Here is an 18,109-nt window from a genome sequence, read left to right as displayed (position 1 = left end):
GCGCTGCAGTCAGGTCCTCACGCGGCCGTCGCCCGTCAGCATGGACATCTCGACAAACTTCGAGGCCGCATGGCTCGTAGCGCTGTAGGTGACAGGAAAGCCCGAAATCACCTGGCTGCCCAGCGACTCAATGCCGGTGATCAGGCTCTCGCGGGTGGGCCTTCCGCTGCCCTGGGCCTGGCGCAGGCCTTCAGTGAAGATGCGGGCGGCCAGAAAACCCTCCATGCTGGAGTAGTTGGCCTGCACCTTGTCGCCACCCTTCTTGATGGCTTCCAGAAACTCGCGGGTAATCTGGCGCGACGGCTGATAGGGCGAAGGTACGACCTGCGACACCACCACACCGGCGCCATCCTTGCCCAGCTCGTCGGCCAGCGCCTGCGTGCCCACGAAAGACACGTTGTAGAACGTGCCGCCAAAGCCCGCCTTGCGCGCTGCGCGCACGAAGGATGCGGCCGAGGCATAGGCAGTGATCTGCACCACGGCATCCGGCTTGGCCGGCACCAGCTTGTCCACAGCCGCTTTCACGTCGGTCGAATTGCGCTCCACCGTGGCAGTGGCCACAGGCGAGAGCTTGAGTTCGGTCAGCGCCTTCGTCACGCCATCGAGCCCGGCCTTGCCGTAGGCGTCGTTCTGGTAGAACACCGCAATCTTCTTGAGGCCGAGGTTGGTGAGCTGGCGCACGATGAGTGCGGTTTCGTCGTAGTACGAGGCGCGCACATGGAAGATCAGCCGGTTGAACGGCTGGCGCAGCGCCTCGGCCCCCGTGAAGGGGCCAAAGAATGGCACTTTTTCCTTGGTGAAGATAGGCATCGCCGCCAGGCTGGTGGGCGTACCGATGTAACCAAACAGGGCGAACACGTCTTCGGCAATGAGCTTGCGGGTGTTCTCGGCGCAGCGGTCGGGCTCGTAGCCATCGTCCATCGTGCGGATTTCCACCGTGCGCTTGCCCACGCCACCCTGCGCATTGAGCTGGTCGAAAAAGAGCTTGGCCCCCAGGTTGAACTGCACGCCCAGCTGCGCGGCGGGGCCCGTGAAGGCAGCAGACTGGCCCAGCACAATCCGGCCTTCACTTTGCGCGTGTGCCAGCTGGAAGCCCCCCAGCGCTGCAGCGCCCAGGCCCACGGAAAACTGTCTACGACCCAATACCGGTTGGTTCATGGTGAAATCTCTGCTCTTGTGAATCGAGGGCGATCCCTCTGCGCTGCCGGTAGGCAGCCTCCTTGGAAGGGTGGCTAGATATGCACAACCGTTCCAACCCTGATTGCCAGTTTAACGATCAACCTACCAAATGCCCACGTCTTCTGCTGCAAATCCCCCTCTATCTGTACCGACTCAGGTGCGCGGCGCCTGCCCCCACGACTGCCCGGACACCTGCGCCCTGTTGACGACCATAGAGAACGGCGTGGCCACCCGCGTACAGGGCAACCCCGCTCACCCGCACACCGACGGCGTGCTGTGCGCCAAGGTGAGCAAGTACACCGAGCGCAGCTACCACCCCGAGCGCGTGCTCACGCCGCTCAAGCGCACGGGCGCCAAGGGGGCCGGCCAGTTCGCGCCCGTGACCTGGGACGAGGCGCTGAGCGACATCGCCCAGCGCCTGCAGGCTATCGCCGCGCGCGCGCCCGAAGCCATCCTGCCCTACAGCTACGCGGGCACCATGGGCATGGTGCAGGGCGAGAGCATGGACCGCCGCTTCTTCCACAAGCTGGGTGCCTCGCAACTGGACCGCACCATCTGCGCATCGGCCGGCGCCGAGGCCCTGGTGCAGACCCTGGGCGGCAAGGTGGGCATGAAGGTGGGGTTTTTTGCCGAATCGCAGCTCATCATCATCTGGGGCAGCAACTCCATCGGCAGCAACCTGCACTTCTGGCGCTATGCCCAGCAGGCCAAGCGCAATGGCGCCAAGCTGGTGTGCATTGACCCCCGCAAGAGCGAGACGGCCGACAAATGCCACGAGCACATTGCCCTGCGCCCCGGCACCGACGCCGCGCTGGCCCTGGCGCTGATGCACGAGCTGATCGCGAACGACTGGCTGGACCACGACTACATCGCCCGCCACACGCTGGGCTGGGACCAGTTGCGCGAGCGCGCACTGCAGTGGCCGCCCGAGCGCGCGGCCGAGGTGTGCGGCATTCCGGTGGAGCAGATCCGCCAGCTGGCCAAGGACTACGGCACGACGAAGCCCGCCGCCATCCGCCTGAACTACGGCATGCAGCGTGTGCGTGGCGGCGGCAATGCGGTGCGCGCCGTGGCCTGCCTGCCTGCGCTCACGGGCGCCTGGCGCCACCGCGCGGGCGGCGTGCTGCTGTCCAGCTCGGGCCAGTTCCCCGCGCAGCGCGCCGTGCTGCAGCGGCCCGACCTGATGCCCGCCCAGACACCGCGCACCATCAACATGTCCACCATTGGCGACGACCTGCTGCGCGAGGCCTCGCCTGCGTTCGGACCGAAGGTGGAGGCCATCGTGGTCTACAACAGCAATCCCGTGGCCGTGGCGCCCGACTCGGGCAAGGTGGTGCAAGGCTTTGCGCGCGAAGACCTGTTCACGGTGGTGCTGGAGCACTTCCGCACCGACACGGCCGACTACGCCGACTACATCCTGCCCGCCACCACGCAGCTGGAGCACTGGGACGTGCACCTGAGCTACGGGCACACCGACGTGCTGCTCAACCGCCCCGCCATCGGGCCGCAGGGCCAGGCGCGCAGCAACGCACAGATCTTCCGCGACCTGGCGGCGCGCATGGGCTTTGCCGAGCCCTGTTTTGCCGAGAGCGACGAGGCCCTGTGCCGCCAGGCGTTTGGCGACGCAGTGGACTACGCACTGCTCGAAAGCCAAGGCTTTGCCACGCTGGCGCTGCCCGATGCGCCGTTCGCCGAAGGCAACTTCCCATCACCCTCTGGAAAGTGCGAGTTCTACAGCGCCCGCCTGGCCGCCCAGGGCCTGGACGGCCTGCCCGACCACCTGCCCAACTACGAGCTGCAGGGCACGGATGCACGTTACCCGCTGGCCATGATCTCGCCGCCCGCGCGCAACTTCTTGAACTCCACCTTCGTGAACGTGCAGAGCCTGCGCAACATCGAGGGCCGCCCCGTGCTGGAGATCCACCCCGACGATGCCGAAGCACGCGGCATTGCCAACGACGCCGTGGTGCGCGTGTTCAACGACCGGGGCAGCTACCTGTGCCACGCCACCGTGTCGCGCCGCGCACGGCCCGGGGTTGTGAATGGCCTGGGCATCTGGTGGCGCAAGTTGGGGCTGAACGGTACCAACGTGAACGAGGTCACCAGCCAGGCCCTCACGGACTTGGGCCGCGCGCCGACGTTTTATGACTGCCTGGTGGAGGTGGAAGCCAGCACCGTGGAAACGCCGACGTTGGCATCTGTGTGATCGCATTCATCTGCGCAACCGAGTCGATATCAATTTGATAGCATTCAGCGCATATTCCACTGGCGCTACAGGCCAATCCAACTAAAAATCCCCCTCAGTGTGCGTGCGAAGCGTTCGTTGACGGGGCGGCGCCCTCTTCACCCACGCCCCCCGGCGTCAGTGCCAGAAAGTGGTGCACTACCGGCCGCTCCGGTCCGACATGGAAACGCAATGCCTCCGCTTGCAGGTCGGCATCGGCCTTGGACACGCGGTGGTGCTGGCGCAGATGCTCGGCCCACGATTCGACCAGGAACCACTCGATGACCCGGCCCGGCTCGCCCGTGTGTTCGGCCACGCCCCAGGCGTAGGCGCCGTCGCGGCGGCGCTCTTGGGACAGGTGCTGCATGGCCTGCAGGAAGGCGGGCAGGTCGGGCTTGGCGATGCGGTATTCGATCTGCACCATCACCGGGCCCCGGTCGTGCGCCACGGGCTCCGCCAGCAGGGGCTCGGGCCAGTGGTTCGAGGGCTGCAGGTCGGCCTCGCCGGTGGGCAGCTTCACGCGGTGAAGGATGAGCGACGCCACGACCAGGCCGGCCGCGCCCATCAGCAGCGTGACCGGCAAGCCGGCCTGCCCTGCGATGAGGCCCCAGCCCAGGCTGCCGGCTGCCATCGCACCGTTGAAGACCATGAGGTAGACGGCCAGGCCCCGGCCGCGCACCCAGTTGGGCAGCACAGCCTGGGCCACGCCGTTGAGGGTGGTCAGCGCGATGATCCAGCCCAGGCCCAGCACCAGCATCAGCGCCACGGCGGCCCACTGGGGCGGGGCCACGGTCAGCACGCCCATGACGGCGGCGGTGAGCAGCGAGGCCAGCAGCACCAGGCCGTCGGTGTCGAGCCGCTGGCGCAAGCGCGGCAGCAGCACGGCGCCCAGGATGGCGCCCGCGCCCACGGCGCCCAGCATCACGCCGTAAAAGCCTGCCGAGCCGCCCAGCATGCGGCGCGCCACCAGCGGCAGCAGCGCCCAGACGGAGCTGGCCAACAGGAAGAACACGGCTGCGCGCAGCAGCACCACATGCAGCTCGCGGCTGGCACGGGCGTAGCGCACGCCGGCGCGGAAGGCGCCGAAGAACTGCTCGTTCAGGCCTGAGGCCTCGGCCTTGGGGCGCTTCCACCACAGCAGCGCGGCGATCACGAACACATAGCTCAGCACGTCCAGGCCGTAGGCCATGGCCGCGCCGAAGCTGGCCAGCAGCAGGCCGCCCGCCGCCGGGCCGACGGCGCGTGCGATGTTGATGCCCAGCGAGTTGAGCGCCACGGCGCTCCTGAGCTCGCTGCGCGGCACCAGCTCGGGCACGATGGACTGCCAGGTGGGCCCCATGAGCGCGGCACCGATACCGCCCACAAAGGTCAGGGCCACCAGCCACTCCACCGTCAGCGTGTGGGTGTTGGCCAGGATGAGCAGCGTTCCGCTGACGGCCGCCAGCAGCACCTGCACCCCGATCAGGAAGCGGCGGCGGTCCAGGATGTCCGACAGCACGCCCGCAGGGATGGCGAGCAGAAAGACCGGCAGGGTGGCGGCGGTCTGGATCAGGGCGACCGCGGTGGGGCTGGACGAAAGTTCGGTCACCATCCAGGCGCTGGCCACGTCGCGCATGAAGCTGCCGATGTTGCCCAGCACGGTGGCGGTCCACAGCACCGCAAAGACGGGGATGGCCAGCGGCGCAAAGCTGCCCGGTGCGGTGGTGGTGTCGGGTTTGGTTGGGCGGTGATCAGACATGGCGGCCTCCGAGGTCGTGCCAGGCGACGAGCAGCATGCCGCCCACCAGGCCCCAGTGTTCAAAAAATGCGTTGGCACTGCGCTGCCGCTCGGCGGGCGGCGCGGCCCAGAAGCGGTCTGCCAGCAAGGCGGCCAGCGCCGTGAAGCCTGCCAGGGCGAGCGCCCCCAGCCAGCGGTACCAGCCCGACAGGATGAGCGCCGAGGCCGAAAGCTGCAGCACCAGCGTGGCGGCAGCGATGGGCGCGGCGGGGGCCAGGCCGAGCGAGCGCACCTCGGCCACGGCGCCCGCAAAGTTGCGGGCCTTGCCGATGCCGCCCTGCAGGTACGCGGCGCACAGGCACAGCAGCGCCAGCGTCTGCACCCAGGGCGCGGTGGCGGCGTTTTGCAATGCGTGCTGCACCGTCACACCGCCCAGCAGGCGCAGCCGAGCGCACCCCAAAAGCCCTGCAGGTCGGACACGGGGAGCTTGCTGCTCCAGGCCGTGGCATGGGCGTGGCCGTGCAGGTTGCAGTTGCTCGCACAGCCGCAGTTCGCCGCCGCGTTGCGCAGCACGGCCTGCAGCGGCGCACCGTCTGGCCCTCCCTGAGCGCCCCAGGCGCCGTAGCCGCCAAAGGTGCGCACGGGCGACCAGTCGGGCATGGCGGGCGGCGGGGCCGCGTCGTCGAAGCGCACGAAGTCGCCCACGCCATAGACCACCTTGCCGCCCACGACGGTGAGCAGGGCCGTGGTGTCGGCGATGTCGGACTCGGGGCAGGCAAAGAAGTCGCGATCGGGCACGACGAGGTCGGCCAGCTGGCCCGCCTCGATGCGGCCCTTCTTGCCCTGCTCGTTGCTGAACCAGGTGACGTTCTCGGTCCACATGCGCAGGGCCTGGTCGCGGGTGAGGCAGTTGCGCTGCGGCGTGAGCTGCAGGCCGCCCACCGTCTTGCCGGTGACGAGCCAGGACAGCGACACCCAGGGGTTGTAGCTGGCCACGCGGGTGGCGTCGGTGCCGGCGGACACATTGACGCCCTTCTCCAGCATGCGCTTGACCGGGGGCGTGGCCTCGGCCGCGGCGGCACCGTAGCGCTCGACGAAGTACTCGCCCTGGTAGGCCATGCGGTGCTGCACGGCCACGCCGCCGCCCAGGGCGGCGATGCGGTCGATGGACTTTTCCGAAATGGTCTCGGCGTGGTCGAAGAACCAGTTCAGGCCGGCCAGTGGTGTGTCCTGGTTGACCTTTTCGAACACGTTGAGAGCGCGCTCGATGGTCTCGTCGTAGGTGGCGTGCATGCGCCAGGGCCAGCGGTTCTGCGCGAGGATGCGCACCACCTCTTCCAGCTCGCCTTCCATGCCGGGCGCGAGCTCAGGCTGGGGCTGGCGGAAGTCCTCGAAGTCGGCGGCAGAGAACACCAGCATCTCGCCCGCGCCGTTGTGGCGAAAGTAGTCCGTGCCCTGCTTGTACTGCGAGGTGGCCGTCCAGTTCAGGAAGTCTTCCTTCTCGTGCTGGGGCTTTTGCGTAAACAGGTTGTAGGCCAGGCGAATGGTGAGCTGGTCGGCATCGGCCAGCTCCTGGATCACGTCGTAGTCATCCGGGTAGTTCTGCATGCCGCCGCCCGCGTCGATGGCGCCGGTCACGCCCAGGCGGTTGAGCTCGCGCATGAAGTGGCGCGTGGAGTTGACCTGGTAGTCGTGCGGCAGCTTGGGGCCCTTGGCCAGCGTGGCATACAGGATGGCCGCATTGGGCTTGGCCAGCAGCAGGCCCGTGGGGTTGCCCGCGCTGTCGCGCACGATCTCGCCGCCGGGCGGCGCGGGCGTGTCCTTGCCATAGCCCACGGCGCGCAGCGCGGCGCCGTTGAGCAGCGCGCGGTCGTACAAATGCAGGATGAACACGGGCGTGTCGGGCGCCACGGCGTTCAGCTCCGCCAGCGTGGGCAGGCGCTTTTCCGCAAACTGGTGTTCGGTGAAGCCGCCCACCACGCGCACCCACTGCGGCGCGGGCGTCACGGCTACCTGCGCTTTGAGCATGGCCATGGCGTCGGCCAGGCTGCGCACCCCGTCCCACCGCAGCTCCATATTGAAGTTGAGGCCGCCGCGGATGATGTGCAGATGGTTGTCGATGAGCCCCGGCAACACGCTGCGCCCGCCCAGGTCGATGACCCGCGTGCCCGCACCAGCCAGCGCCATCACTTCGCGGTCGTCACCGACCTTGGTAAAGCGCCCTTGCGCAATGGCGACCGCACTGGCCGTGGGATTGGCGCGGTCCAGCGTGGTGAAGCGGCCGTTGCGCAGGATGAGGTCGGGAGTGGTGGCAGGTTGGTTCATGTCTTGGGGCTCAGAGAATTTCAGCAATGGCAGAGCGCAAAAAGGGTGCAGCAGCCGTAGCGAGCGGCCGAAGCCTGCGCCGAGGACCGCACCAGTACTCTTGTACGGTAAGGACCACAGGTGCGGGATCCGGCCGCGCAGTAGGCTGATGCGCCCTTTTCAGCCCTCGTGGGCGTTGAACATGCTTTTGGCGTAGGTGATGCCCAGGCCATAGCCGCCGCCGAACTTCTTCGCGATGCCCGTCGTCATGTCGTACGTCTCGCCCCGCGCCCAGTCGCGCTGCAGCTCCAGCAAGTACTGCAATGCCGTGATGGGCCGAGCGCCGGCCTGCACCATGCGCTCCATGGCACGGTTGTGGGCTTCGGCCGAGATGTCGCCGCTGGCGTCGGCGATCACATACACCTCGAAGCCCTGGTCCAGCGCCGACAGTGCGGGGCCCACGATGCACACGCTGGTCCACAGGCCGGCCAGCACGATGCGCGGCTTGCCGATGGCGTTGACCCGTGCGATCACGGCCTCGTCTTCCCAGGTGTTCATGGAGGTGCGGTCCAGCAGCGCCTGGCCGGGGAATGGTGCAGTCACTTCCTCGAACATGGGGCCGCTAAAGCTCTTTTCGGCCACGGTGGTGAGGATGGTGTCCACGCCAAACCCGGCGGCCGCGCTGGCCACCAGGCCCGCGTTGGAGCGCAGCGTGATTGCATCGATGGAGTGCGTGGCAAAGGCCATCTGCGACTGGAAGTCGATCATGACCAGGGTGTGGTCGTCGGCGTTGAGCAGCGTGGCGCCGGGCTTGGCGTAGGCGACGGGGCGGGCGGTGGCGTTGGCTGCGGCGGTCGTGTTGGCGTTGGTCATGGTGAACTCCCTGGAAATTGAAGATGAAGGACGTCGAGAAAAAGCAAAAAATAGACAAGGCAATGCGGCGGGCCGGAGCGCAGGTGATGGGCGGCATCGCCCACCCACCCACTCCTCAGGGCCCCCCATTCGCTCAGTGCGGCATCGTGGGCAGCTCGTTGGGCCGCAGGTCGAACACCAGCACCTCGGCGCCTTCGCCGTTGGCAAAGCGCAGGGCCCCGGCGTCGCGGATGCGGGCGCCGTCGCCTTCGGACAGACGCTCGCCGTTCACGTCCAGGCTGCCGCGGGCCACGTGCACATACACGTTGCGGCCCGGGCCCACGTCCAGATCGGCCGACTCCTCGCTGCCGTCGAACAAGCCGGCGTAAACCCGGGCGTCCTGGTGCACGGCCAGCGATCCGTCAGCCCCTTCGGGCGAGATGATCTGGCGCAGGCGGCCGCGCTTGTGGGCCTCGCTGAAATGCACCTGCTGGTAGCGGGGTGCGGCGCCGCGCACACCGGGCACGATCCAGATCTGCAGGAAATGCACGGGCTCGTCGCTGGAGTGGTTGAACTCGCTGTGGCGCACGCCGGTGCCGGCGCTCATCATCTGCACGTCGCCGGGGCGGATGACCGAGCCCGTGCCCATGGAGTCCTTGTGCTCCAGCGCGCCTTCCAGCACGTACGAGAAGATTTCCATGTCGCGGTGCGGGTGGGTGCCAAAGCCCTTGCCCGGGGCCACGCGGTCGTCGTTGATGACCAGCAGGTCGGAGAAGCCTTGCTGGTTGGCGTCGTGGTAGTGGCCAAAGGAGAATGTGTGGCGCGAATGGAGCCAGCCGTGGTTGGCGTTGCCGCGGTGTTGGGCTTTGCGGATGTCGAGCATGGTGCAGGTCCTTTCTTCGTCGATGTGATTCACACTGGGAGGTTCTTGCCTCATCGCCCTATTCATCAAGGCTTCAGTGCTGCGGTGAAGAAAGTATCTCGCGCCGTTCCGGGGCGTATGCTGAAAGGTTTTCCAACTCATCATCGATAATTTCGATGATGCAGATCAAGGAATTGGGCCATGTTGAAACTCACGCTGGAAGCCATTGAAACCATCGACGCCATTGCCCGCCACGGCTCGTTTGCAGGTGCCTCCGAGCGGCTGCACAAGGTGCCGTCCACCATCTCGTACGCCGTGAGCAAGCTGGAAGACCAGCTGGGCCTGGCCCTGTTCACCCGCAACGGCCCGCGCGTCACGCTCACCCCTGCCGGCCAAGAGATGCTCAAGGAGGGGCGCTGGCTGCTGGCCGCCGCGCAGCAGCTCGAATCGCGGATGCGGCAGATCGCCACGGGCTTCGAGTCCGAGCTGCGGCTGATGCACGACTCGCTCATCCCCACGCACGCGTTCAACCAGGACATCTGCGCGTTTGAAGACCTGCACTGCGGCACCCGACTGCGCATCAGCAGCGAAGCCTTGACAGGCACCTGGGAGGCGCTGCGCGAAGGGCGCGCAGACATCGTCGTGGCCGCAGGCGAAGGCCCAGCGGGGGGTGGCTACAAGGCGGTGGCCGTGGGCAGCCTGGCCTTCGCTTTTTGCGTGACGGCCACACACCCGCTGGCCAAGCTGCAGCGGCCGCTCACGCGCAGCGACTTGCTGGAACACACGGCCGTGGTGGTGGGCGACGGGGCGCGCTCGCTGAACGACCGCACGGTGGGGTTGCTGTCAGGCCAGCGCCGTATCACCGTGCCATCGATGCAGGCCAAGATCGCTTGCCAGGCCGCAGGTCTGGGCCACGGTTTTGTGCCCCGCGCCTGTGTGCGCGTGGAGCTGGAGACCGGCATTCTGGTGGAGTTGCAGGTGGAGGAGCCCCGCCCGGACGAAACCTTCTGGCTGGCCTGGCGACCCGAGCACATGGGCGAGGCACTCAAGTGGTGGCGCCACCGGCTGGACCGCCCGCTGTTGCCAGGCATCCTGCCGTATTGAATGCAGCGAGCGCGTTGCGCGGGCTGGCGCCAGGCATCACCACACGATCACTTCCAATTTGATAGCTGCTTGCGCTGATGGATAAAGCGCTGGCTGCCTTTTTTTCTTCCAATGTGGAACACGGATAACCCGGTGCAGCCACCCGGCGCAAATATGGGGCCGAAGCCCATTTTCCTCATCAACCCAATTGCTTGAGCAAGGCATGGGCGCCCTGCTCTGACGATGCCGGGTTCTGCCCCGTGATCAGCGTGCCATCGGTCAGCACATAGGGTGCCCAGTCAGGGCCTTTGGAATACACACCACCGTTGGCCTTGAGCATGTCTTCCACCAGGAACGGCACGATCTGGGTCAGCTGCACAGCGTCTTCTTCGGTGTTGGTGAAACCCGTGACCTTTTTGCCCTTCACCAGGGGCGACCCGTCGGGCGCCTTGGTGTGGCGCAACACGCCGGGTGCGTGGCACACCAGCGCCAGCGGCTTGCCGGCCGCAAAGGTCTTTTCGATGAGTGCGATGGAATGCGCGTCTTCGGCCAAGTCCCACAGGGGGCCATGGCCGCCGGGGTAGAACACGGCGTCAAAGTCCTCGGCCTTCACGCTGGACAGGAGCACGGTGTTGGCCAGCTGCTGCTTCGCTGAAGCATCGGCCTTGAAGCGGCGCGTGGCATCGGTCTGGGCGTTTTCGTCGTCGCTTTTGGGGTCCAGGGGCGGCTGGCCACCGTGGGGCGATGCGAGCGTGATCTGCACGCCTGCATCCTTGAACACGTAGTACGGTGCCGCAAACTCTTCCAGCCAGAAGCCCGTCTTTTTGCCGGTGTCGCCCAGTTGGTCGTGGGACGTCAGAACCATGAGGAGGTGTGCCATGGAGGTCGCTTTCGGTGTGGGAGGGTCGATCGGAAAAAGCAAACCACCACCGTACCAGCCATAGGGCCCGTTGTCCCGCGATGCAGGCAGGTTTGCGGCATTGGCTTACAGGACGGTACTACCGCGCTGTAAGCCCCCCAGCATCTCAGCGCAGCTGCCTGGCCAGGAACTCCGCCACCTCGTTCTCCAGCGTGGCATGGTAAGCCACGCGGTCAAAGCCTTCGGGGTTGGCTGCGGCGTCTCCCGCCTCGGACGCCAGCGGCCAGACAGACTGGGCCATGAAGGCGAAGTGGCCTGCACCTGGCACGGTGCTCGCCTGTGCGGAGGGCAGATTGGCCGCCACATAACCGCCGTGGTACTGGCCCGTGAGCACGGCATCGCGCTCGGCCACCATCAGCCGCACCGGCACGCCGATGGCCTTCAGGCTGTCTGGTGTGAACACCACCGCCATGGGCGCCATGGCCACCACGGCGCGGATGCGGGGGTCTGCCACCGAGACCAGCGGACCATCGAGCGCGGGGGCGCCGGCCTGTGTGGATACCGCGGTGGCGGCCGCAGGGGCCTCCTTGGTAGTCTGGGCGGTCTGGCCACGGGCGGGCAGCTTGCCCAGGCTACAAAAGCCGGGGTCGTCCGACACGCTGCGGCAGTGCTGCGCCGCACGGGCCGGTTCGGCCTGCGCACCGGCCAGGGCCAGCACGGTGTAGCCGCCTGCCGAATGGCCCACGGCGCCAATGCGCCCGGCCGGAATGCGGGGGCCCCATTCGGGGTTGGCCAGCAGCGCGTCCAGCACGCGGCTCACTTGGCGGGGGCGCTCGCTGAAGTAGCGGCCCGAGGTAATCATCGACCGGTCTTCCCAGTTGTCGCCCGGATGGCGCAGCGCTGCCACCAGATAGCCGTCGGCCGCCAGGCGCGTGGCCAGGTTGTGGTGGCCCAGTTCATGGCCACCCGTGCCGTGCGAGATGAGGATCAGGCCCTTGAGGGGCGCGGTTGCCACCGGGGCGCCCGGCGTGACCACGGGCCGCCACGGGCCCATGGGCATGGTGCGCGCCACGGCGGGGGTGGGGTAGTACAAGGCCACGGTCACGGGCTCGGCACCCGGGACCACCAGGGTGCGCAGCCCGGCATATTGCGCCGATGCCGGGGTGGCCCAGGCCAGCATCGCTACAAAAGCAGCCAGCAGCGGGGCACGGACAACCCGCCATGTGGTGCGGAGGGCCAGGAAGAGGATGAGGATCACGGTGCGCCTTTCGTCAATGGCCGCCCGAGGTGGCGGCTTGACGGCACTGTAGGCAGCACCCGCAGCGGGCTCCAGCGCCCTGCGACGAAACGCCGCTGCGCGGCGCGAAATGCACCACGGGAGGCGCGAGCGTCTGCCCGCCCTCCCGCTCGGCGGCGGCTTACAGCGCGGCTTCGAGGATGCGGCGGCTCACGGCGGGCGTGATCTCGCGCTGCTCACCCAGGGTCACCATGCCATGCGCTTCCAGCTGCGCCACCACGGCGCCCACGGTGTCGGCGCCCAGGCCGTAGCCCGACAGGCGGGTGGCGATGCCCATGCTTTCAAAGAAATCGCGCGTGCGCTCGATGGCGGTGGTGATGCGTTCGTCGTCTGTGCCCGTGGTGATGCCCCACACGCACTCGCCGTACTGCAGCAGCTTGGCGCGTTTGGCGCCACGCCGCTCGTGCAGCAGCGCGGGCAGCACGATGGCCAGCGTGCGCGCGTGGTCGATGCCGTGCAGCGCGGTCAGCTCGTGGCCGATCATGTGCGTGGCCCAGTCCTGCGGCACGCCCGCGCCAATCAGGCCGTTGAGCGCCATGGTGGCGGCCCACATGAGGTTGGCACGGTCGTCGTACACAGGCTCGGGGGCGGTCAGCAGGCGCGGGCCAATCTCGATCAGCGTCTGCAGGATGCCTTCGGCAAAACGGTCCTGCACGGGCGCGTTGACCGGGTAGGTCAGGTACTGCTCCACCGTATGCACAAACGCATCGACCACACCGTTGGCCAGCTGCTGCGGCGGCAGGGTGTAGGTCTTGGTGGGGTCGAGCACCGAGAACACGGGGTAGGTGTGCACGCTACCAAACGACAGCTTGGCGCCCTTGGCGCGGTGGGTGATGACGCCGCCGTTGTTCATTTCAGAACCCGTGGCGGGCAGCGTGAGCACGGAACCAAACGGCATGGCGCCCTTGACGTTGCGACCGTGCTTTTCGAGGATGGCCCAGGGGTCATCGCCTTCAAAACGGACAGCGGCCGCGATGAACTTGGTGGCGTCGATCACCGAACCGCCCCCCACGGCCAGCAAGAAGTCAAACCCGCCTTCGCGGATCTGCGCCACGGCCTTCATCGAGGTCTCGTAGCTCGGGTTGGGCTCGATGCCGCTGAAGGTGGCGTGCTGGCGCTCGCCCAGCGCGGCGCGCACCTCGGCCAGGGTGCCGGTCTTTTCGGCGCTGGCACCGCCCACCAGAATCAGCACCTTGGCTGCAGCGGGCACGAGCTGGGCCAGGTCGGCAATGCGGCCCTGGCCGAAGGCGATGTGGGTGGGGTTGTGGAAGTCGAAATTCAGCATGGGGGTCTTTCTGGGCGAGGCCGGCGCATGCGCCGTTGGGGGTCGCATTGTGCGGCGCACCCGCGCCCCGGCGGCGTCGCGTGGGCGATAGCCCTGCGGCCGCCGCGCTCATCCTGGGCCCGTCAGCGAAAACCGGCAATCTGGTGCACGGCGTCCGCCAACCGCTGGGGTTGCGAGAAATACGCAGAGTGGCTCGCCTCGATGGACGACACCGTGGCGCAAGGCGAGGCCGCGATCATCTTGCGCTGCAGCTCAATGGTCACGGCCCGGTCCTGCGTCAGCTCGATGTAGTGCCGAGGCACGCTGCCGTAGCGCGGCGCCGTCAGCGAAAGCCGGGTGAGTGCGGGCAGCGAGGGCTCGGGCGTGAGCAGCGCCTGGGCCAGCGCCACGTCGGCGTCCGAGCAATCGGCGTACAGCGCGGGGCGGTAGGCCTCGGGCGCCAGGTGGTCGGTCAAGGTGCTGCGGCTGACATGGATGTGGCGCGCCACCAGCGAGGTCTTGTCCTGGCGGAAGAAGTCGGTCACCCGCTCGCCATGGCGCAGCATGTAGGCGGCCAGGTAGGTCACACCCACCAGCTTGTGGTGCCGCTGCTCGGCCACTGTGGACGCCACAATGCCGCCCCGGCTGTGCGCCACGACGAGCGCCGGGCCATCCAGCGCATCGAGCACCCGGCACACATGCGCCGCCATGGCTGAGAGCTTGGTACGCCCCCGCGCCAGCCGCCAGTGGCGGCCATGGGCGGGCAGGTCAGGCACATGCACCTGGTGCCCCCGGGCCTGCAGCAGCGGGACCACTTTGTGCCAGCACCAGGCGCCATGCCAGCTGCCGTGCAAAAGAACGATATTCATGAAGATGCCTTTGGGTCTTGGGGAGAAATGCCGGGCGCCAGTTGCGCCGCCAGCCGGGCGAGCGATGGCTTGGCGCCCCACTCCGACCGGAGCGTAAAACCGCCCTGCCCCAGGCACTCGCTGAATCCGGACCACCGATTGGCGGCCGGCGGCCCCCCTCTCCTCCCTCGCCCGCGACACGCAAAGATCAGGAGGCGACCTCTTGCTACTGCAGCGCCTGCAGCCGCGTGGCCATGAAGTCACGCAGCGCACGCACCAGCGGCGTGAGTTGCCTGCGGCTGGGGGCCACCAGAAACAGCGGGACCGCCTCCGTGGTCCAGTCGGTGCACAGTGGCACCAGACGACCGGCAGCCAGGTCGTGCGCCACGTCAAAGTACGACTTGTAGGCAATGCCGCGCCCCAGCACGGCCCAGCGGCGCACGGCATCGCCGTCATTGGCCACGTTGTGGCTGCGCACACGCACCTGCGCCTCCTGGCCCGCCGCATCCCAGAACCGCCAGCGGTCGTGCACATCCTCGCCCAGCATGAAGCACAGGCAGTCATGGTCCACCAGCGCATGCGGGGTGGGGGGCGCGCCGTGGGCCGCCAGGTAGGCCGGGGCCGCACACAGCACGCGCCGGTGCTCGGCCGCCAGCGGCAGCGCGACCAGGGCCGAATCCTGGGGCTTGCCATAGCGAAAGGCGGCGTCCACCGGCTCGCTGTACACGTTGGCCATGCGATCTGACAGCTGCAATCGGACGGCGATGCCCGGGTGCTCGACTTGGAACTCGTCGAGCCAGGGCAACAACACATTGCGCCCCAGGTCGGACGGCGCCGCCAGCTGCAGCGTGCCGCTCAGCGCACCCGCCCGGCCGCTGGCCAGCTGCCCCTGCACCTGCTGCAGCGCGGCCAGCGCGGGGCGGCAGTGCTCCAGAAACAGCGTGCCCTCGGGCGTGAGCCGCAGGCTGCGCGTGGAGCGCACGAACAGCAGCACGCCCAGCTCGGCCTCCAGCCGCTTGAGTGCCGCGCTGGCCGCTGCCGGGGTCAGGTCCAGCGCCCGGGCCGTGGCCGACAGGCTGCCGCTGTCCACAGTGCGCACAAAGATGTCCAGGTCTTGCAGGCTTTTCATGTCTTGGTCGTGGCGTTGAGCTGGCCATCTTCAAATTTTCTTTGAATATTCTTTCAATCAACATCCTATTTAAAAACAAATAAGACAAAGCGACCATACAAGCCTGTCCAGCCCACTCCACACGCTTCGACCATGACCCGCACTGCCACATCTGCTCTTTTTGCCCCTTTGGCTCTTGGCCCCCTCACCTTGCCCAACCGCATGGCGATGGCGCCCATGACCCGCGCTCGCAGCACCCAGCCCGGTGACGTGCCCAACGCGATGATGGCCACCTACTATGCCCAGCGGGCCAGCGCCGGGCTCATCGTGAGCGAGGCCACCCAGATCTCGCGCCAGGGCCAGGGCTACAGCTTTACGCCGGGCATCTACACCGAAGCCCAGGTGCAAGGCTGGCGCCGGGTGACGGATTCCGTGCACACCGCTGGCGGCCGTATGGTGCTGCAGTTGTGGCACGTGGGCCGCATGTCGCACCCCAGCTTCCACGCCGATGGCCTGCCCGTGGCGCCATCCGCCTTGTCGCCCGAGGCCAAAGTCTGGGTGGTGGGTGACGACGGCGTGGGCCGCATGGTCGATAGCCCGGTGCCGAGGGCATTGGGCACCGCCGAGATCGCGGGTGTGATCGACGACTTTCGGCGCGCCGCTGCCAACGCCATGCGGGCAGGCTTTGACGGGGTGGAAATCCACGGGGCCAACGGTTACCTCATCGACCAGTTCCTGCGCACCACGTCCAACCACCGCACAGATGCCTACGGCGGCACCATGGACAACCGCACCCGCTTCGCCCGCGAAGTGGCCGCCGCCGTGGCCAGCGAGGCGGGCGCCGAGCGCACCGGCATGCGCCTGGCCCCGTTCATCACCCAGCGCAACATGAACTGCCCCGAGATCATTCCGACCATGCTGCACCTTGCGCGCCAACTGGACACGCTGGGCCTGGCCTACATCCACCTGGCTGAGGCCGACTGGGACGATGCCCCCAGCATCCCCGAGGACTTCCGCCAGGCCTTGCGCAATGCCTACAGCGGCCGCGTGATCGTGGCGGGCAAATACACGCCCGAGCGCGCGCAGCAGATCCTGTCATCCGGCATGGCAGACCTTGTGGCCTTTGGCCGCCCCTTCATTGCCAACCCCGACCTGCCAGCGCGCTACGCCGCGGGGCTGCCGCTGGCCGCATTCGACCCCGCGACCTTGTTCGGCGGCACCGAGCATGGCTACAGCGACTACAGCGCCGCCCGCACGACTGCAGCACAACAGCCCGCCGCTGAGGCCCTGGCTTGAGCTGACCACACGCAACCCTATCCCCATCACTCCCACTCCACACACCAGGACCTGCACCATGAAAGCCATCGGCTACCAAACCGCCTACCCCATTGACCACCCCGAGTCGCTGCTCGACATCACCCTGCCCGACCCCGTGGCCACCGGCCACGATCTGCTGGTGGAGGTGCATGCCGTTTCGGTGAACCCCGTGGACACCAAGGTGCGCAAAAGCAGCTCGCGCAGCGGTGACGGCCCCGACTACAAGGTGCTGGGCTGGGACGCCAGCGGCATCGTGCGCGCCGTGGGCCCGGATGTGACGCTGTTCCAGCCCGGCGACCGCGTCTGGTACGCAGGCTCCATTGCCCGCCAGGGCACCAACAGCGAACTGCACCTGGTGGACGAGCGCATCGTGGGCCACGCGCCGAAGTCGCTGGACTTTGCCGAAGCCGCCGCACTGCCGCTGACCACCATCACCGCGTGGGAGCTGCTGTTTGACCGCCTGCGCGTGGCGCCCGGCAAGCAGCCCACCAACAAGACCGTGCTCATCATCGGCGCGAGCGGCGGCGTGGGCTCCATCCTCACGCAGCTGGCGGCTCGGCTCACCAGCCTCACGGTGATCGGCACCGCATCACGCCCCGAAACCCAGCAGTGGGTGCGCGACCTGGGCGCCCACCACGTCATCGACCACAGCCAGCCGCTCACGCAAGAACTGGCCCGCATAGGCCACCCCACGGTGGACATCATCGTGAGCCTCACGCAGACCGACGCGCACTTCGACCAGATCGTGGAGGCCATCGCGCCGCAGGGCCAGTTCGCGCTGATCGATGACCCGGTGTCGCTCGACGTGACGAAGTTCAAGCGCAAGTCGGTGTCGGTGCACTGGGAGCTGATGTTCACCCGCGCACTGTTCGGCACCGCCGACATGATCGGCCAGCACCGGCTGCTGACCGAGGTGGCGCAGCTGGTGGATGCGGGGCTGATTCGCACGACGCTGGACCAGCGCTTTGGAACGATCAATGCCACGAATCTGAAGCGCGCACATGCGCTGATCGAGAGCGGCAAGGCGCGGGGCAAGCTGGTGCTGGAGGGGTGGGTCTGAAGAACTGCGGGCCATGCAAGGGGCGTAGCACCACCCGCGCGGCAGATTGTGTGTCGGACTGAAAAATACTGTATTTAAAAAAGGGGTATCCACTTAGCTCCAGTGGCACCCTGGATGCTGTGTTTTTATAAGGGG

At 67.5% G+C, this 18,109-nt stretch carries 15 protein-coding genes; 4 read left to right on the top strand and 11 right to left on the bottom strand.

The annotated features are described in order from the left end of the window. Nucleotides 1-9 precede the first annotated feature (9 nt). Entirely contained in the window at nucleotides 10-1,158 is a 1,149-nt protein-coding gene (locus ACODS0_RS26075; protein ID WP_218299015.1) for an ABC transporter substrate-binding protein, read from the bottom strand. A 130-nt stretch (nucleotides 1,159-1,288) separates the two neighbouring features. Here ACODS0_RS26075 and ACODS0_RS26070 point away from each other — a divergent pair, with 130 nt between their 5' ends. Further along, complete coding sequence (locus ACODS0_RS26070) at nucleotides 1,289-3,385, top strand: molybdopterin-containing oxidoreductase family protein (protein ID WP_488838092.1); 2,097 nt, start codon at nucleotides 1,289-1,291, stop codon at nucleotides 3,383-3,385. A 94-nt stretch (nucleotides 3,386-3,479) separates the two neighbouring features. Here the strand turns inward: ACODS0_RS26070 and ACODS0_RS26065 are convergent, their stop codons facing one another. The 5 genes from ACODS0_RS26065 to ACODS0_RS26045 form a co-directional block, all read right to left on the bottom strand. Next, nucleotides 3,480-5,141 carry an MFS transporter gene (locus ACODS0_RS26065; protein ID WP_488838090.1) on the bottom strand — a complete coding sequence of 554 codons (1,662 nt, stop codon included), beginning with the start codon at nucleotides 5,139-5,141 and terminating at the stop codon, nucleotides 3,480-3,482. Beyond that, nucleotides 5,134-5,547 (bottom strand): DoxX family protein, encoded by a 414-nt coding sequence (locus ACODS0_RS26060; RefSeq protein ID WP_370628616.1) that lies wholly within the window; start codon nucleotides 5,545-5,547, stop codon nucleotides 5,134-5,136. Before ACODS0_RS26060 ends, ACODS0_RS26065 begins: the two co-directional genes overlap by 8 nt. Continuing rightward, nucleotides 5,544-7,445, bottom strand: a complete 1,902-nt coding sequence (locus tag ACODS0_RS26055; protein WP_488838087.1) for an amidohydrolase — start codon at nucleotides 7,443-7,445, stop codon at nucleotides 5,544-5,546. Before ACODS0_RS26055 ends, ACODS0_RS26060 begins: the two co-directional genes overlap by 4 nt. A gap of 159 nt (nucleotides 7,446-7,604) precedes the next feature. Then, nucleotides 7,605-8,297: a hydrolase gene (locus ACODS0_RS26050; protein WP_488838085.1), complete on the bottom strand. Its 693-nt coding sequence runs from the start codon at nucleotides 8,295-8,297 to the stop codon at nucleotides 7,605-7,607. Between the two features lie 133 nt (nucleotides 8,298-8,430). Then, complete coding sequence (locus ACODS0_RS26045; protein ID WP_488838083.1) at nucleotides 8,431-9,159, bottom strand: pirin family protein; 729 nt, start codon at nucleotides 9,157-9,159, stop codon at nucleotides 8,431-8,433. A gap of 180 nt (nucleotides 9,160-9,339) precedes the next feature. Here ACODS0_RS26045 and ACODS0_RS26040 point away from each other — a divergent pair, with 180 nt between their 5' ends. Beyond that, nucleotides 9,340-10,242, top strand: coding sequence for a LysR family transcriptional regulator (locus ACODS0_RS26040; RefSeq protein WP_121422074.1), 903 nt, complete (start codon nucleotides 9,340-9,342; stop codon nucleotides 10,240-10,242). A 178-nt stretch (nucleotides 10,243-10,420) separates the two neighbouring features. Here the strand turns inward: ACODS0_RS26040 and ACODS0_RS26035 are convergent, their stop codons facing one another. The 5 genes from ACODS0_RS26035 to ACODS0_RS26015 all read right to left on the bottom strand — a co-directional run bounded on the left by ACODS0_RS26035 (nucleotide 10,421) and on the right by ACODS0_RS26015 (nucleotide 15,618). Then, nucleotides 10,421-11,101 (bottom strand): type 1 glutamine amidotransferase domain-containing protein, encoded by a 681-nt coding sequence (locus ACODS0_RS26035; RefSeq protein WP_488838081.1) that lies wholly within the window; start codon nucleotides 11,099-11,101, stop codon nucleotides 10,421-10,423. Between the two features lie 145 nt (nucleotides 11,102-11,246). After that, nucleotides 11,247-12,338 carry an alpha/beta hydrolase family protein gene (locus ACODS0_RS26030; RefSeq protein WP_488838079.1) on the bottom strand — a complete coding sequence of 364 codons (1,092 nt, stop codon included), beginning with the start codon at nucleotides 12,336-12,338 and terminating at the stop codon, nucleotides 11,247-11,249. Between the two features lie 160 nt (nucleotides 12,339-12,498). Continuing rightward, nucleotides 12,499-13,662: an iron-containing alcohol dehydrogenase gene (locus ACODS0_RS26025; RefSeq protein ID WP_488838077.1), complete on the bottom strand. Its 1,164-nt coding sequence runs from the start codon at nucleotides 13,660-13,662 to the stop codon at nucleotides 12,499-12,501. A gap of 122 nt (nucleotides 13,663-13,784) precedes the next feature. Continuing rightward, entirely contained in the window at nucleotides 13,785-14,510 is a 726-nt protein-coding gene (locus ACODS0_RS26020; RefSeq protein WP_488838075.1) for an alpha/beta fold hydrolase, read from the bottom strand. Between the two features lie 205 nt (nucleotides 14,511-14,715). Beyond that, the gene (locus ACODS0_RS26015; RefSeq protein WP_488838073.1) at nucleotides 14,716-15,618 is read right to left on the bottom strand and encodes a LysR family transcriptional regulator; all 903 of its coding nucleotides are present in this window, start codon (nucleotides 15,616-15,618) and stop codon (nucleotides 14,716-14,718) included. A gap of 132 nt (nucleotides 15,619-15,750) precedes the next feature. On the opposite strand from ACODS0_RS26015, the gene ACODS0_RS26010 reads away from it, so the two are divergent. After that, entirely contained in the window at nucleotides 15,751-16,893 is a 1,143-nt protein-coding gene (locus ACODS0_RS26010; protein WP_488838072.1) for an alkene reductase, read from the top strand. A 58-nt stretch (nucleotides 16,894-16,951) separates the two neighbouring features. Beyond that, on the top strand, nucleotides 16,952-17,974 hold the full coding sequence (locus tag ACODS0_RS26005) for a zinc-binding alcohol dehydrogenase family protein (protein ID WP_488838070.1): 1,023 nt from the start codon (nucleotides 16,952-16,954) through the stop codon (nucleotides 17,972-17,974). The last annotated feature ends 135 nt before the right edge of the window (nucleotides 17,975-18,109 follow it).

The organism is Acidovorax sp. FG60 (genome assembly GCF_057808995.1).
The sequence above is the reverse complement of the archived record's forward strand: the minus strand, read 5'-3'. Positions and strand labels throughout refer to the sequence as shown.